General features: G+C 39.4%; 17 protein-coding genes. 7 read left to right on the top strand and 10 right to left on the bottom strand.

Annotated features, from left to right (window positions below; genetic code table 11):
• A partial coding sequence (locus tag VNZ46_RS13285) for a hypothetical protein (protein ID WP_325560583.1) occupies nt 1–640 on the top strand: 640 nt, incomplete at its 5' end.
• Nucleotides 641–741: 101 nt separating this feature from the next.
• Here VNZ46_RS13285 and VNZ46_RS13280 read toward each other — a convergent pair.
• Nucleotides 742–1,863, bottom strand: coding sequence for a Fic family protein (locus VNZ46_RS13280; RefSeq protein ID WP_325560582.1), 1,122 nt, complete (start codon nt 1,861–1,863; stop codon nt 742–744).
• A gap of 332 nt (nt 1,864–2,195) precedes the next feature.
• Between VNZ46_RS13280 and VNZ46_RS13275 the strand changes: the two genes are divergently transcribed.
• From VNZ46_RS13275 to VNZ46_RS13260, 4 genes are all read left to right on the top strand, one after another.
• Nucleotides 2,196–2,825, top strand: coding sequence for a hypothetical protein (locus VNZ46_RS13275; RefSeq protein WP_325560581.1), 630 nt, complete (start codon nt 2,196–2,198; stop codon nt 2,823–2,825).
• Between the two features lie 79 nt (nt 2,826–2,904).
• The gene (locus tag VNZ46_RS13270) at nt 2,905–3,288 is read left to right on the top strand and encodes a hypothetical protein (RefSeq protein WP_325560580.1); all 384 of its coding nucleotides are present in this window, start codon (nt 2,905–2,907) and stop codon (nt 3,286–3,288) included.
• Nucleotides 3,289–3,415: 127 nt separating this feature from the next.
• Complete coding sequence (locus VNZ46_RS13265) at nt 3,416–4,180, top strand: SDR family NAD(P)-dependent oxidoreductase (RefSeq protein ID WP_325560579.1); 765 nt, start codon at nt 3,416–3,418, stop codon at nt 4,178–4,180.
• 67 nt (nt 4,181–4,247) lie between these two features.
• The gene (locus tag VNZ46_RS13260) at nt 4,248–5,183 is read left to right on the top strand and encodes a helix-turn-helix transcriptional regulator (RefSeq protein WP_325560578.1); all 936 of its coding nucleotides are present in this window, start codon (nt 4,248–4,250) and stop codon (nt 5,181–5,183) included.
• Here VNZ46_RS13260 and VNZ46_RS13255 read toward each other — a convergent pair.
• Nucleotides 5,178–6,275, bottom strand: coding sequence for a Fic family protein (locus VNZ46_RS13255; protein ID WP_325560577.1), 1,098 nt, complete (start codon nt 6,273–6,275; stop codon nt 5,178–5,180). The genes VNZ46_RS13260 and VNZ46_RS13255 overlap by 6 nt on opposite strands.
• Nucleotides 6,276–6,365: 90 nt before the next feature.
• Nucleotides 6,366–8,804 (bottom strand): phosphoenolpyruvate synthase, encoded by a 2,439-nt coding sequence (gene ppsA / locus VNZ46_RS13250; protein WP_325560576.1) that lies wholly within the window; start codon nt 8,802–8,804, stop codon nt 6,366–6,368.
• A gap of 131 nt (nt 8,805–8,935) precedes the next feature.
• Between ppsA and VNZ46_RS13245 the strand changes: the two genes are divergently transcribed.
• Entirely contained in the window at nt 8,936–9,820 is an 885-nt protein-coding gene (locus VNZ46_RS13245) for an AraC family transcriptional regulator (RefSeq protein ID WP_325560575.1), read from the top strand.
• Nucleotides 9,821–9,826: 6 nt separating this feature from the next.
• Here the strand turns inward: VNZ46_RS13245 and VNZ46_RS13240 are convergent, their stop codons facing one another.
• A complete protein-coding gene (locus tag VNZ46_RS13240; RefSeq protein ID WP_325560574.1) occupies nt 9,827–10,558 on the bottom strand; it encodes a DUF3667 domain-containing protein in 732 nt (243 codons plus the stop codon).
• The gene (locus VNZ46_RS13235) at nt 10,558–10,752 is read right to left on the bottom strand and encodes a hypothetical protein (protein WP_325560573.1); all 195 of its coding nucleotides are present in this window, start codon (nt 10,750–10,752) and stop codon (nt 10,558–10,560) included. Before VNZ46_RS13235 ends, VNZ46_RS13240 begins: the two co-directional genes overlap by 1 nt.
• A 123-nt stretch (nt 10,753–10,875) precedes the next feature.
• Here VNZ46_RS13235 and VNZ46_RS13230 point away from each other — a divergent pair, with 123 nt between their 5' ends.
• Nucleotides 10,876–11,637 (top strand): helix-turn-helix transcriptional regulator, encoded by a 762-nt coding sequence (locus VNZ46_RS13230; RefSeq protein WP_325560572.1) that lies wholly within the window; start codon nt 10,876–10,878, stop codon nt 11,635–11,637.
• Between the two features lie 108 nt (nt 11,638–11,745).
• Here VNZ46_RS13230 and VNZ46_RS13225 read toward each other — a convergent pair whose 3' ends face one another.
• From VNZ46_RS13225 to VNZ46_RS13205, 5 genes are all read right to left on the bottom strand, one after another.
• Nucleotides 11,746–12,111, bottom strand: coding sequence for a hypothetical protein (locus VNZ46_RS13225; protein ID WP_325560571.1), 366 nt, complete (start codon nt 12,109–12,111; stop codon nt 11,746–11,748).
• 52 nt (nt 12,112–12,163) lie between these two features.
• The gene (locus VNZ46_RS13220; protein WP_325560570.1) at nt 12,164–12,415 is read right to left on the bottom strand and encodes an NTF2 fold immunity protein; all 252 of its coding nucleotides are present in this window, start codon (nt 12,413–12,415) and stop codon (nt 12,164–12,166) included.
• A gap of 547 nt (nt 12,416–12,962) precedes the next feature.
• The gene (locus tag VNZ46_RS13215; protein ID WP_325560569.1) at nt 12,963–13,193 is read right to left on the bottom strand and encodes a hypothetical protein; all 231 of its coding nucleotides are present in this window, start codon (nt 13,191–13,193) and stop codon (nt 12,963–12,965) included.
• A complete protein-coding gene (locus tag VNZ46_RS13210) occupies nt 13,194–14,726 on the bottom strand; it encodes a hypothetical protein (protein ID WP_325560568.1) in 1,533 nt (510 codons plus the stop codon). It abuts the gene before it with no gap.
• A 23-nt stretch (nt 14,727–14,749) separates the two neighbouring features.
• The coding region (locus VNZ46_RS13205) for a S8/S53 family peptidase (protein WP_325560567.1) at nt 14,750–16,492 on the bottom strand (1,743 nt) is incomplete at its 5' end.

Below are 16,492 nucleotides of genomic sequence, written 5' to 3'. Positions count from 1 at the left end.
CAATACGAGTTTAACTGGGGCAATGCTCCGGTTTAATAATCCCAGCTTATATCACAATGTTGTTTTGCTCAATGATCAACTTCCAATACAAAGTCCCAAATTGTATTTGAAGAAGATATTTAAGGCATTGGCCATTAAAGTGATTACGTTAAGATGGATATTCAGTATGCTTTATGTATTTGCCAGAGCATCGAATAGAGATTTCGACGATGTACTGGCTGGTTTTACAAAGGGTTTCCCCGGTGCTGATGTCATGAAGAAAATCAGATACAGACCTTGCCACGCGAATTTAAAATTAATGGCAAGACGCGTCGGTCATTACCCTGTAGATGATACACAAAAAAGAAGAGAGCTTGCTTTGTCTATATTAGGCAATGTACCTGATGAAATGAAGATAGGTCGGCTTAATCTACATCATACTTATTGGGTGATTGCGATAGAATCACAAAATCGGGAACAGCTCATTAAAAATTTAAGAGCGCAGGGCTGCGATGCGACTGCAAAGGCATCAAGCTTGGTGAAAATGGAATCGACAGCGGCTTTTGATAAGGACGAACTTGATCTGGAGAAATTGGTTTATTTGCCTATTGATAAAGCAACAGGGAAAAAATTTGATGCCATGCATATGTCCAATTTTTAGTCGAAAACTGGACATGTCGCTATTATGTGTTCAGTTTTTGGGTAACCTTCTTAAGTTGTTCACAGAGTGGGAGAAATTTTGTTATGCAGATTGTTCTGTTTTTAATCAGAAAGTATCCTATACAATTCCAGATTCAGGTAATAAGTCCCCTTTCCAATTATCCGCTTTTCCAAAACTCCCATAGCCGACAACTCATCGAGGTATTTTCTGCCAGTATTTTCTGAGTACAAGCCTGCATCAACCAGATGTTTAACCTTTGTAAACGGTTGTGTAAATATTGCATTCACTAAACTTTCAGGACGTGTAATTTGGGTTTGCTCTACAATTGCCTGTAAAATAGCATCTTTGGCTGCAATAATATCATTGATCTTATTATAGGTAATATTAGATGTAACTTCAACAGCCTTTAGCATATAAATCAACCAGTTCTTCCAGCTTCCACGCTGCGTGATACCTGACAAGCCTGCATAATAGTCGTCTTTATTGTCCATAATATACTTACTCAGAAAAAGTATAGGATAATCTAAAAGCCCCTTACTTGTCAAATAATTAATATTAAATATCCTACCTGTACGACCATTTCCATCACGAAATGGATGTATCGCTTCAAATTGATAATGACCAATCGCCATTTTCAACAGTGGATCAATGGCATATCGATCATCGTCATTCAGGAATTCAATCAAGTTATCAAGCTTTTCTTCAACTATTCCCGTTCCTCTGGGGGGGGTATAAAAAACCTTACCCGCATTAGGTCCTGTTCCACCTTCCTTAATAACGATTTGAGCAATAGGTGTTCTGATTCCATCATTATATCCAGTTATAATTCGGTACATTTTTATAAAATAGTCCCTATCTAGAGTATAATTGTTTTCGAGATGTTTATGCCCCGTCCATAATGCTTCACGATAAAATAAAATTTCTTTAGCGGGTCCCGGTAGTTGCTGTATGTTTTCTTCGCTATATGCTTTATAAAGTTCATCGTCCGTCGTAAAAATATTCTCGATGGCACTAGAAGCTTTAGCCTCCTGTAAACTGATTGAGTTAATTAACATACCTTGATTTGGAATAGCAATACTTCTTCCTTGTAATCTTCCTAATGCTGCTTTAGCATTTACTAACTGCTTATACACATCAAGATCTTCGTAAAAGCTGGTATCAATAGGTAAATTAGGAATATTATTCCAAGGCTTATTTCTATCAGAATTGATTGGATAGCTCATAATACAAACATAACCATTTTGACCTTAAAATACACGACTTTTTAAGGTGAATCCATCAATTGGCATCAAAGTCAACTACGAAAACACCATTCACCTTAAAAAGAGGCTAATTTTAAGGTGAATGGTATTTTTCACCTTAAAATCAATTGACATTTTGATCTTTCACCTTAAAAATAGGCCAATTTTAAGGTGAACGGTATTTTTCACCTTAAATTAAGACAACGGGTAGCACGCGTCAAACGGCAGAGTTGTCGTTTCGAGAATTGAACTCGAACACTTTCGTATATTTATGAGCCAACCGTCAGTTTCAAAACTGACAATAAAATAAAATTATGAAGAACATTTATCTATGCTTTGTATTCATTTTGATTTCAGCCCAAATGGATTTATTTGCTCAAAACATCAAACATAAAGGCTATTACACTTATCAAGTAAGGGAAGAAAAGGGCGATTTAAACAATGATGGCAAAATGGACAAAATACTGGTAAAAATGGACACAATAGATGAAACAAGGCCATTAATACTGCAAATTTTTCTATCTCGTCCAAATGGAAAATTAACTTTAGCGGTATCTTCAACCAAAATAATTGAACCACAATATCCTGTTGAGAACCAGGGGAAACCTAATGAATATCAAATTCCAGATTTTTTCATTGAAAAAGGGATTTTAACCATGTGGAGTGAAATTAAAGGAGGAAATATTACTTACGATTTTAAATACCACAATGGCAATTTTGAACTAATTAACGTGAAAAAGTTAACTAATAACGCAACCAAAGGATATATTGACGAAAACACAATATTCACAGAAACTAGATTTAACTTAATTACAGGGCTCAGAACCGAAACTGATGAAAAATCAGGTTCAAAGAAAGCACTAAGTAAAAGGAAAAAAATAGTTTTAATCAGACCCTTACCAAAAATACAGGATTTCAAATTTTCCGATAAAAAATTATATTAATAAACCGAACGGCTAATGTTAAAGCCAACAGGAATTTTCTGGCGATAAAAATACCTTTATTCAGTTTATAAATTTCTATATGCAGAATAGAACTCAAATAATACTAAATCAATTTGCAGAGTCTTTGACTGAAACAGATCTTTATTTTAAAGACCTTATTGATAATTACTCAGGTTTTGGACGTTTAAAACCAATTTCAAAATTTATTTTAGACTTAAAAAAGAAAGGGGAAGATAGTTATTTCCGCTTCGGTACATCCATTCACAGACTATTGATTTCCCGATCGGTCCAACACAAATTAAGGCCAGATCAAAAATATATTATGATTGAAGCATATGATGAAAAATTTGAAGTAACATTTCGTGATGGAGAGAAAACATATAGGCAATATATGCTGGAAGATTTAAGTGATGAGAGGCTAACTAAGTTGCTAAAAACTTTAAAGCACACCCTAATAGACTGATGTAAGTTTTAAATTGGTTCAATCTACATTCTTCCTTATTTGAATTTCGCAAATAACCGATTGATTTGTCCAAACACTCCCCTCTATTCCTACCCGATATTTGTACCATAAATTCAAAGAAATCGACATGGAAAACAAAAATCAAATAGCACTGGTAACCGGCGGAAGCCGCGGATTAGGCAAAGACATGGCGCTTAGACTGGCCGAAAAAGGAATTAATGTTATTCTTACCTATAACAGTAAAGCAGATGATGCCCAGGAGGTTGTTCATCAAATACAGCAAAGTGGTCTAAAAGCGGTCGCCTTACAGTTAAATACCGGCGACATCAAAAGCTTCGCTGCGTTCATAGAACAGTTAAAAAGCATTTTGAAGGATACTTTTGGCACTGATCATCTGGATTTCCTGATTAACAACGCTGGTACCGGCCATCACGCTCCTATCAGCCAAACGACAGAAGAAGCTTTTGATGAATTGCTGAACATTCACTTTAAAGGGGTTTATTTCCTGACTCAAAACATCTTACCCATTTTGAATGATGGTGGTGGCATTGTTAATATCTCCTCAGGTCTGGCGCGTTTTGCTATGCCGGGTGCATCGGCCTATGCTTCTATGAAAGGCGCTATAGAGGTGTTTACCCGTTACCTGGCGAAAGAATTGGGTGCCCAAAAGATCCGCGCCAACGTTGTTGCTCCGGGGGCTATCGCTACCGATTTTAACGGCGGGCAGGTTCGTGATAATCCGCAGTTGAACGATGCGGTAAGCAGTGTAACGGCTATGGGTCGCCCGGGCGTTGCAGAGGATATTGGTGGTGTAGTGGCCTTTTTATGTACTGAGGATGCCAGATGGATAACCGGCCAAAGAATCGAAGTATCAGGTGGTATGCATGTATAGTTAAGCTTTAAATTTTGTAACTTGGGTTTGATTTCACTGATTGATTTGTGCAATATGAATGCAATCGGTGAAATCATTAATTAAAATAGACATGATCGGCAAGACATCATTAAATGAGTTTTATCAGGAAAGCGCTGCGCCGCTACCTACTGATATCGCCAAAGAAATAGGCCATTTTAATGTGTTTGTTACTGAGTCGCTGTTTGATAAAAAGACCGGTGCCCGGCAGATGCCTTACAGCCGCAGGGCCTATTATAAAATAAGCTGGATAAGAGGAAAAAGCAGGGCAGAGTACGCGGATAAAACTATTGATATCCCGGAAAGTGCCCTGCTTTTTGCTACGCCTAAAATTCCTTATAACTGGATCCCCGAAGAGGGCAACCAAACTGGCATGTTCTGTATTTTTACGGCCGATTTTCTGGCACAGGGAAAAACAGGTGCCGACCTGGATGATCTGCCTATATTTCAACCCGGACAGGTGCCGGTATTCCAGTTGGATCCGGAAGAAGTTAAGGAGATTGAATATATCTTTAAAAAGATGCACAAGGAGATTGCTTCCGATTATCGTTTTAAATATGATTTATTGCGCAATCTGGTGCTGGAACTGATCCATTACGGCCAGAAACTTCAGCCTGTATCTGTTGTTGAAGGTGCACATAATGCTTCCGACAGGATCTCGTCTTTATTTATCGAGTTGTTAGAAAGACAGTTCCCCATTGAATCACAGCATCAGCGTTTAAATCTTCGCACGGCAAAAGATTATGCAAACCGATTAGCAGTACATGTAAATCATCTCAACAAGGTACTGAAAGAGGTTACCGGCAATACCACTACCCAAGTCATTGCCAACCGCATTGTGCAGGAAGCTAAGATCTTGCTCAAACAAACCAACTGGAACATTGCCGAGATTTCTTACGCGCTGGGTTTTGATGATATTGCGCATTTTTCTAATTTCTTTAAGAAACAGACATCCGTAGCGCCCGTAGCGTTTAGGGTCCTATAAAACCAGTTTATATCTCACCGATCTCCCTGCTCCTTCTGGAGTAAAAATACCCCATTCATGAAGCTCCTGGAGGTCTCTGGTTGCTGTAGCCTTAGATATTTTGGTAATACTTATGTATTTCTTAGCCGTCATCCCACCTTCAAAACCATTAGCACCACTTTCTAACATACGCTGAATTACTTTTAACTGGCGCTCATTAAGTTGTTGAGCGTATTGATCAAAAAATTTCGCTTTTTTGAGTGTAAACTGTATCAGCTCTTTGGCATCTTTTTGTGCTTCTAATATCATCTCAGCAAAATAATTTAGCCAATCTGTGATATCTAAAGTCTTTTGTGCAAACTTGAGTTGATCGTAATATTTATTCTTGTCTTGCTCAATCGTTTTTGACATGGAAAGCAATGCAGGGCTTTTCAAGCCTTGAGAAAGTGTAAATTCAGCTAATGCACGTCCAATTCTACCATTGCCATCTTCAAAGGGGTGAATGCTTTCGAAATACAAATGTGCGATAGCCGACTTTAACAAAGCTTTGGAAAGATGATCCTTGACAGGTAATTCTGAGTTATGGTACCAGTCCATAAAACTTTCCATTTCGGCAGGTACATTTTCTGATGGCGGCGCTTCATAATGCACTACCTCTCTGCCGTAAGCACCCGAAACAACCTGCATAGGTTCTGTTCCTTTACGCCATTCGCCTGCGTTAATTTTTGGATCATATTCCATTAAAATTTTATGCCAGCTGAGGATTTTTTCGAGATTTAAATGTTGATGAATATCCTGATTAACTTCAAGCATCAGTTTTGCAACACCCGAAACTCTTTTATCTTTAACAATGATGGTAGGTTTTATACCTAAGTTATTTTTAATAGAAGACATTACGTCTTCCCTGCTCATATATTCTCCTTCAATTTCTGAAGTCTTAATGGCTTCTGAAATTAAAATTTCCAGCACAGTTTCTTGTTTAAGTTCTTCATTTAAACCTAAAACCAAACCGTTTACCAGGCCCAACTCTTGGGCAAACAAAATTGCTATTTCGTGCAATCTCTCTGCTTTATAAGTAAACCTGGGCCATTCTTTATGTTGCCAGTTATACATTTTGAGCCAATTAATTATATTAATCGGCTCAAATATAGCAAAATTATGAGCCGATTAGCTAAAATAATCGGCTCATCAGTAAATATTTCATCAATGATAGCTCAATAAAACACTATTCAGTTTGTCTTCCACTTCTTTTATGGCATGAACTGTTTTCATGAAAGAGTCTGGTGTAACCGATATGGAATCAATTCCTTCTCCTACCAGAAACTGCGCAAAATCCGGGTAATCGGATGGTCCTTGTCCACAGATACCCACTTTTACATTCATCTTTTTGGCAGATTTGATCAGGTTGGAGATCATCATTTTCACAGCATCATTCCGTTCGTTATACAAACCAGCCACCAGGGAAGAATCTCTGTCTAGCCCGAGTACCAATTGTGTAAGATCGTTTGAACCGATAGAAAACCCATCAATATGCAGGGCAAACTGTTCGGCCAGAATCACATTAGATGGAATTTCTGCCATTAAATAAACTTCCAGGCCATTCTCTCCACGTTTTAAACCATATTGGTTCATGACTTCATAAACCTGCAAAAGTTCGTTAACAGTTCTGCAAAATGGAATCATTACCACAACATTATCAAATCCCATAATTTCGCGGACTTTTTTAATGGCTTTACATTCCATTCCAAAGGCTTCCTTATAAGCCTCAGAATAATACCTGGATGCACCTCTCCAGCCTATCATTGGATTTTCTTCTCCGGGTTCAAAGTACTTACCTCCGGGCATATTGTAATACTCATTGGTTTTAAAGTCTGAAAAACGGACAATGACCTTGTTTGGATAATAGGCCGCAGCAATTTTTGCTACACCATAAGATAGCTTTTCAATAAAATAGGTCTCTTCGTCTGTGTAACCGGCAATTGTTGATGTAATATGTGCGGTTAAGGCTTCATCGTTTAACGTTTGGTGTTTGAGGAGCGCCATAGGGTGGATCTTGATGTAATTATTGATAATGAATTCCTCCCTGGCAAGCCCAACGCCTTTTGCAGGATAACTGGCATATTGAAAGGCAATATCGGGTGATCCGATGTTCATCATGACCGGGGTGTTGATTTCTGGCAGATCGGAAAGATCATGCTCAATCTTTGTAAATGAAACCCGCCCTTTATATACAATTCCAGCCTCTCCTTCTGCACAGGAAACGGTAATTTCCTTGCCTGTTTTTAGCATTTTTGTGGCATGATCACATCCTACTATAGCTGGTACGCCTAATTCTCTGGCTACAATGGCTGCGTGGCAGGTCCGTCCGCCTTTGTTGGTAATGATGGCTGAGGCTTTTTTCATGATGGGCTCCCAGTCGGGGTCTGTCATTTCTGTAACCATGATATCGCCCGGCAAGAAGTTGATTTCATGGATATGGTGCTTTTCAAGTCCTTGTAGGTTGTGTACCCGGCCAAAGGCAATTTTATCGCCAACGGCAATACCTTTTAACAAGATGTTTTGATGTCTGTTTACATCTGTAATGCGGTATTCTGTAATGTAATTTATCTCTTTAAGTGAATGAATGGTTTCTGGTCTTGCCTGTACAATATAAAGCTGCCCGGAGGCTCCATCTACTGCCCATTCTATGTCCATTGGGCACCATTTTCCTCTGAGCTTAGTGTAGTAATCTTCTATGATCATTACCCAATTGCTGAGTTGCAGGATCTGGTCATTTGTTAAGCAAAATCTGGAGGAATCTTCTGCTGGTGTTTCTATAACTGTTACGGCTGTTTCTCCGGCTCCGTAGATCATCTTCTCTTGTTTTTTGCCTAGTTTCTTTTCGATGATGGATGGAAATCCGTTTTTTAGCAGTGGTTTATATACAATAAATTCGTCGGGGTTAATGGCGCCTTGTACAATCAGTTCGCCCAGTCCATAGGAACCGTTGATAATTACGGCATCTTTAAAACCACTTTCGGTATCAATGGAAAAAGCGACTCCTGAAACACCTATGTCTGAACGTACCATTTTCTGTATGCATACAGAAAGGCCAACATTAAAATGGCCAAATTGGAAGGATTCTCTGTAACTGATTGCCCTGTTGGTGAACAATGATGCAAAGCAGTTTTTAATGGCGGTTAACAGGCGCTCTTCTCCTCTGATATTCAAATAAGTATCTTGCTGACCGGCAAAGGATGCATCGGGAAGATCTTCTGCGGTAGCTGATGAACGAACGGCAACGCCTATAGAGTAGTCGCCATATGGTCCCATGAGTTTTTGATAAGCTGTCAAAATTTCTGCCTCCATTTCTGCAGAAAATTTACCGTTTTGTATCAGTTGCCGGATCTGGTCGCCGCTTGAAGAGAGCATCTGCAGGTTATCAATATCTGAATGTTCAATAATGTCTCTTATTTTCTGATCCAGGTTGTTGTCTTTTATAAATTGAAAATAGGCGAAGCTTGTAAGAATAGACCCATCGGGTATTTTTACACCTAGTGGAGTCAGTTTTTGCAGCATCTCTCCAAGAGATGCGTTTTTTCCACCTACTAATTCGATGTCTCCAATTGAAGCTTCAATGAGCCCCATTGTAAATCTGTTCATGTTCATGGCTTAATTATCTTAAGCAAATGTAGAGGTCAAGCCAGATGTGCCTTTGTTATATATTAAGAGGAAATGATATTATATTCATAACTTTACTTACATTTTTACCATTTTATATTTATATAGTATAAATGAAGGAATTCTTTGGTCAGGTTTTAAAAGTTGAAAATTCAACGTTTACATTGGCAGATGCCAATATGTACCATGCTTTGAACAGTTTTCACAGCCACCAGGAAATGGAACTTATTTATGTTAAATCGGGCGAAGGGACTTTTTCTATCGGAGATACTTCCAAAAGGATTTCGGGCGACACCATGATTTTGATTGGCCCGAATGTGCCGCATATGTTCAAATTTGAGACCAACAGGTATTATGATTATGCGATGAAACATGCGAAACCGCCTGTGCCTTTGCAGTTGCTGACTTTGCATTTCGATCCAAATAAATTAGGTCATGATTTTTTAACGCTTCCGGAAAACAGGATCCTGAAGAACTTACTCATAGAAGCAAAGAAGGGTCTTCTGATCGATAAGGGTTTAAAGATGATTGTGGTTGACTATTTGTTAAAGATTGAAACCTCGCTTTATTATGAGCGCTTACCTTTATTGCTGCAGTTACTGAATAAAATTGGAGAGAGTGAGGAAATCTTGAATTTATCGGATTATAAGGACACCAACCTGTTTAAAAAGATTGATGAAACCAGGTTAACAATGATTTATCTTTTCACCATGGATAATTTCTACAAGGAAATTAAGCTGAAAGAGATTGCGGCTATTGTTCACATGGTGCCTAATGCGTTTTGTTATTATTTTAAATCACGTACGGGCAGAACTTATTTTGATTTTTTGATTGCGGTTAGAATTGAGCACGCCTGTAAGTTATTGAGGGAAAACAATGAGAGCATTACCTCGGTTTGCAACGAGTCTGGTTTTAGTAATTTGTCAAATTTTAACCGGTATTTTAAATTACAAACCGGTAAGTCGCCACTGGAATACCGCCGGACTTTTAGGCATTAAGGCCATTTATGACTTTATAAAAGAATCTATGACAGCGCTTAAAAGTCCTATTGCGATGCAAGCTGTAATTATACCCAACATAAAGGCCGCGAGGGCTTTTAAATAGCTTGCTATTTTCTTTTTATCAAAAAATTGCCCGATTGCCCAGGCACAATAGCCTGCTTCAACAACTCCAGAAGTTTTAGTCAGGTCTAGTTTTGTGATTCCTTCAAGAGCGGCAAAAACAGCCATGATCAGCATCCCCATTCCCACAACAAAACATAGTAGAATTAGCAGTTCAAAAAAATTGTATCCATATTTTTTAAAAAACAGCTTCAGCCAAAAAGCTATAAATAAGCCTAATACAATATTGGCATAACCGTAATGACTTTGTACCCAATCGAAAATTACACCTACGGTAGTTGATTTGGCCTCACTGTATTCAATATATTCCTTTTCGATATGGAAAAAATGGGCGATTATCGTATAGATTAAGGAAGTGATGATGATGAAGACAACCGGCTTTACCAGCCTGCTCCGGTCATCGGCAATAAACTCTTTGACGCTTTTTTCGGGCCTGATCAGTAATTCTTTTACGGTATATAATATACCCTTTTCGAAATGTAAAATATGCTGAATTTCGTGCAGGACATAATGACTGTCTACTCTTTTAACTTGTACAGGCTGGCCACAATTGCAGCAAAAATTGCCATTGATCGTGGTGCTACAATATTTGCAATTGATCATATCCATGGGCATTATTGCTTGTTTTGTTTGATCATTCCTCTTACAATAACAAAAACTGAGAAGAGAAAAGTTAATAAGTAAAGGACTCCCAGGGCTGGTTTTTTAAAACTCAGCTGTTCAAAATCTATTTCTTTATATACGGCTACCCCTAAGAGAAATGCAATCATCGCAAAAGGCAGCGATAATGTGCTTTTTTTACTTTCCATGCTTTTATTTTTAATTAAACCTCTACCTTAACTACGATAGGATTGTTTCCAACAAAAGTCAACACAAAAATATTTTCTAAGACTACACTTTAGTGTAAATTTGCTATTCATCTATTGCACCTAATGAAATCTAACGTTAACTCGAGCCTGCTGACTAAGAATCGGATTAAAAAAACATCTGAGGAGGATCACCTTCAGCAACAAGATTATTTGGAGGTGGTAAAGTCTTTTGCAAGGTTGACGTATGAAAGCGTGTATATTATCGATTATGAAAAGATGGGTTTTGAGTATGTTTCAGAAAACCCATTGTTTTTATGTGGATACTCTTCTGAGGAAGTGTTACAAATGGGCTATGAGTTCTATTTTAAAAACGTGCCTGAAAAGGATTTGGAACTACTGAACCTGATTAACGACGCTGGATTTGATTTTTTTGCAAAACTGCCTTCTGAGGAGAGAAAACAATATAGCATCACCTATGATTTTCATTTGGTTAACCGGGATGGCAAACAGATTCTTATTAATCATAAGCTGACTCCCTTATTTTTGACCAGCGATGAAAAGATCTGGAAATCGATGTGCATAGTTTCTATTGCGCACCATAAAAATGCGGGTAATGTTTATATCCATAAACAGGGTACTGACGAGACCTGGGAACTCAATACAGGGAATGGTATTTGGCGTAAGTCGGAGAAACCGAAACTGAGCAAAAGGGAAATAGAGATTTTGCGGCTGCATGCGCAGGGTTTAACGATTAACCAGATTGCCGAAAAGATTTTTGTTTCTTCTGATACGGTGAAGTATTACAGGAGGAGGATTTTTGAGCGTTTGGGTGTGAGTAATATGGTGGAAGCGCTTTCTTACGCGGTGAACAATAAAATGATTTGATTTTTTGTCGCAATACTGAGTATCGCGACAAAAATTAGTAAAATCTGTCGCGATACTCGATAATCTGTCGCGATACTGAGTATCGCGACAGATATTTCTTCTAGAATATCATTGATTCTGATCCTGAACGAATCCATCTAGATTTACATCTTCCAATACTACGTAAGCTCTCAGCCAGCTTTCTTCACTCAACATTCTCCACTTGTGTCCTGTTCCTTCAACGTCAGTCGCAATAAGTATATCTCCTGGATTTACCACAAAAGTACTTCCGTCTGTTACGGTAAATTCCAACGAACCTTGTAGGGTTAATACGTATTGGTTCCTTGGCGCAGCATGCCAGTCAAATTCGCGGTGTGCAGGGTCATCCTGCTGGAAAAAAGTATAAGATGTGGGAACATGCTGAAGTGTGGTTATTTTTCCCTTTTGAAAGGCTGATCCTCCATTTGGCGTGGTGTAAAGTTTGTATGCAATCATAAATATATTTTCAGCCGTAAAGATAAGTGTAAATGATCCTTCAGCTTAGATATTATTTGTAATGAAAAAGATCGACTATCTTACCATCAGACTTCTGCATTTCTAAATGTGGAACACCTCCATCTACGCCTTTATCAATGCTCCCCTCTACAACCCAAACATTTCCATTTTTTAAGGTTGCAACAAATGGTTTCTTTTTAAGAACCTTCTCCCCATAGACCCGAACGAACAGCATTTGCGCAATTTGAATATATTTCCTTAGACAAAAATTTGAATTATGGAAGTGAAGAATAAACCTGTTCATATGTTATTTATGAAGTTCTATTTTTTATAGATATTTTTTAATTCATTATAATCCAAAACAATGGGTTTCATATTCTTTTTATAAATGAATAGGCTCAATGAATCTTTCCTCTTTACAATGGAATCTCCTTTTTCAAAAAATTGCTTCCAATTGCTGTAGACTTCATAACGATATCCATTTCTTAACATTATTGTAAAAATGCGATGATTTGCTTTATCAAAGTAAATGGAGTCGATCTTCCCATTAAACGTCAAATCCCTGCTCTCTTTTAGAAACAATTGTTGCCTGTCTAAACCGAAAAAAGTATACCATAAAAAGCACGAACAAACAAAAACTATCGGTAAGCTCACAAGGAAACTAATAATCAACTTGTCTATCTTTTTCATTTATCACAATACAATTAAACTAACAACCTGTAATACTTAGAAAAGACAACTTTATTAAATTCATAATGGATATTATTATGTCCAAAAATAGCCAAAATGGATATAATAATATCCATTTTGATAACAGAATAGAATTGCTACATACAACCTCCTGCTATTCTTTATTCCTCTTCTGTAACATCATTCGCTATAAAAAGATAATCAGTCAATTCTCCTTCTACGGTTACGTTTTTCCCCGCAAAACTTTCCAGGTCAGAACATTCAAATGGATTGTCATCCTTCCGCTGAAGGAGGTAATCTCCTGTAGTGGTTTCCAGGTACACCGCATCATGCTCACTCTTAGAGCCTGTAGCAAAGGGTTTTAGAATGATTTTCCCAGTAAGTTTCATCATTTACCTGCTTAAGTATTCGCGGTAGCCCATGAACTGATTGTCGCGTTCTTTAACAACAAGGACTTTCAGATCACAAATTCCATTATCAAAGATACTTCCTTTTTGGAACACATGGTAGCGAACTTTCTGTTTACCAGCCAGATTGGGTATATTAAAGTTATGAGCAGCAATAGCGAAATCATTAGTAAATACTTCATCAACCTCAAAAACCGTTTTCAGATCTGCTACTCCAAATTTAACCAGGTTTTGGAGTGATGGAAACTCCAATAACGGGTTTTGAGATCTTGAATCACTGATCTTTTCGGTGTTGGGAATGGTTAGACCAAGATTGATACCTTTTGCCTGCAAGGTAATCCGCCTGTCTTCAATGGTATTCATTTGCTTAGGCTCTGGAGATTGTACAGGGTGTATGGAAGGGTCTCCAAGAATATGGAATTGTGCCAGGGTTTTCAATTCATGGAAATCGAGGGCTGGTCCGCTCACGCTGAGGAACTTTTGACGTGCAGACAGCAGCGCACTACCACTGGAAGAGCCATTCAAGACATTAATACTGAAGTACTGGCACATCAAATCTGCCAGGCCTTGCCCTGATGCAGGGCCATAGGCTACTGTAGAGCTGCCCATAAAGACCGCAGCTTTGTTTAACAGATAAGTGCTGGCCATGCCCATTCCTTTCCCTAAAGGAAGTAATTGTGCGCCGTAGCAGCATTCTGCAGATACAAAGGTTCCGGGACTAACCTTTCCAAACAGATCGGCCGGACGTAATGCTTCAGGATAACTGCCGCCTTTTTGTCCATAAAAACTCGGCCTGCTGAGTGCACCATGGAGGTTAAAGAAGTGAGGAAGGGCACCTATTTCGGAAGCGCTATAGCCGCCTGCCAGATCAGGTGGACTGATTTTCATCTGGAAAGCATTGCTAAAGGTATTTCGCAAACTGATCTGTGTGGATCCTGTCCAGACATCGGCAGAGATGGCGAAATAGTTTTTAAAAATATCCGGATCGGCGGGTACTGAAGTGTTGATGCTTTCGATGACTGTTTTTACATATTCAATGTCTCCAGTCCCTTCTTCCTGATCGTTTAAGGGCATATCAGGAATTCTACCAACTACACGCGTAGGACTGGTGAAGGCATTACAGTCAGTACTATAAGGGGAATCGCAGGCATAAGGAAGATCTGATGGAATAAGTGCATCTGGGTCACTGCCTGCAACACCTGGCTGGTGAAGCTGATTAACCAGCTGTTGAAAGGGAAAGATGTCCTGGGCGCCAAAAATAGCCAGATACTCCGGACTTTCTTTCCAATAGATCTGGTCTACAATATTCTTACAGGCCGCTTCATCAAAGGTTGCTGGAATGGGATAGCCATATTTCCCGGCGGTTGTCACATCATCGACATAAAGAATGAGCGTTGATAAACCCTTCGCAGCATCTGCGGCAACCAGGCTGCTAAATATGGTTTTAAGCTGGGTTATATTGGCCCCATATTTCTTTTTGAGTTTACCTTCAAGGGTAAGGACGATCTTCTTTGCCATCTCTATATCGTTATGGGGTTAGTTCAATTGAATTTACTTTTTAAAAATGCTTTTAGTGTTTTTGATGCCGCTAGATGTTCCATTACGGCATTTGTAAAGGCATCCCAATGGAGTGCGCTGATTTCGTTAAAGTCTACTTCATCATCGCCAATTTGCCGGGCGAGTTCCGGATAACTGTACAACAACTGCCATAACTCGGTATTGAACATGTCTAGTCTGGACTGTTGTTTTTCATCGGGTACTTCTTTAAATAGAGTATTTAAAATCGGGAACCAGGGTGAACTGTCTTCCGGGGTTTGCGCGATATCAGTTTTCACAGGCACTTTCAAGGCATCAGAAGCTTGTATAATTCCATTACCGAAATATTGGGAATAATCACCAAATCCAGGTTTAACGGTTTTTTTTGCTGTACTGAACAAGGCATTCCGAATCGCTTCGACGCGTTGCCAGGGTTCTGCTGCATCTAGTTCCTGGTGGTTCTTCTTATAATAAATGGCAGCAGCGGCTGCGATTTGTGGTGTTGCAGAAGAGGTTCCTGCACCGTTGAACTGTACTGTTCCGGTTGTGTAATTCGCCCAGAGTATATTGGGCGTGAAAGCAGCGAGTGCCTTTTGCATGTCTTTGGATGGCCCATAATTGCCCTGCATTTCATTGATCAGGCTGGTATAATAGGGTGCGTTGGTATAGGTTACTCCACAGGCGGCTATGACCCGATGGAAACGGGCCGGATAAACGACATGGCGGGTTGGCAGACCTGCAAAGTTATTTCCGGCAGCGGTTACAATGGTTATGCCTGCATCATAAGCCGCATTTACGGCATCTGCCCATGCTCTTGAGGGTGCACCTCCCATGCTCATGGATACCACATGAACCTGGGTTCCATTATGCACAAGGTCTGTCAGGTAATTCAGTGCTTGTGCAAAGGCGCTGGTTTTAAAGAGAATCACGGATTTAGAGATCCGGCAGCTGATCACCTCTGCAAAATAGGCTGCACCCAAATAATCATTAAACTCGCCGGTAGCTGTGGTCAGCTGGATTTTATCGCCAGCTAAAATACCTCCGGTTCCAGTACCATGATAGGGCTGTCTGAGCATGCCTTTGCTCCCAATATCCAGGGCTTTATCTGCTTGTTCGTCTTCTATAAAGTTCTGCTGATAAGGGTTGTCTCTTATCTTCTGCGGAATGGCAAAATGGTCCGTATAGCCAGTATCCAGATGACCTATACGAACAACGTAATCGTCAAGTTCGGCCACTTCCTTCCGGGCGCTTCCGAGTTGTGAATGGTCATCGTCAAGATGCCAGACCAGGTTTTGTGATGGTGGCCAGTCTGGGTCTACGTCATCTCCTTTGGCTTCGGTACCAAATGACTTGGCGGAGGTAGTATCGAAATGATCTGGCATTTTATCGTCTACCGTATATTCCTGCCACAGATCGGGTTCTATAAACCGGTAATTGGTGCCGGAGTTCAGAGCGGCATGGGCAAGATCCCAGGGATGTACTTCTACATCGTTCACAGCTGTTCTAACGGTCACCTTGGTGGTCAGTTCGGAATCTGCGGGCAGTTCTTTGGATTCAACAACTTGTTTAAACAGGGGTGCTGTTTTTTCCACCGGAATACCTGCGGCTTCCAGATCGGCCGCGATATCTGGCACTGTTTTCATCAGAGGATCCTGGCGGTATTCTATGATGAGTTCAATGGGTTCGTTGTATCTTTTCATAATTTCTACTACAATATCGCCATAATTATGTTTGCATAAAATAGCTAA

Source organism: Pedobacter sp. (assembly GCF_035566355.1).
Taxonomy (GTDB): Bacteria; Bacteroidota; Bacteroidia; order Sphingobacteriales; family Sphingobacteriaceae; genus Pedobacter.
The sequence above is the reverse complement of the archived record's forward strand: the minus strand, read 5'-3'. Positions and strand labels throughout refer to the sequence as shown.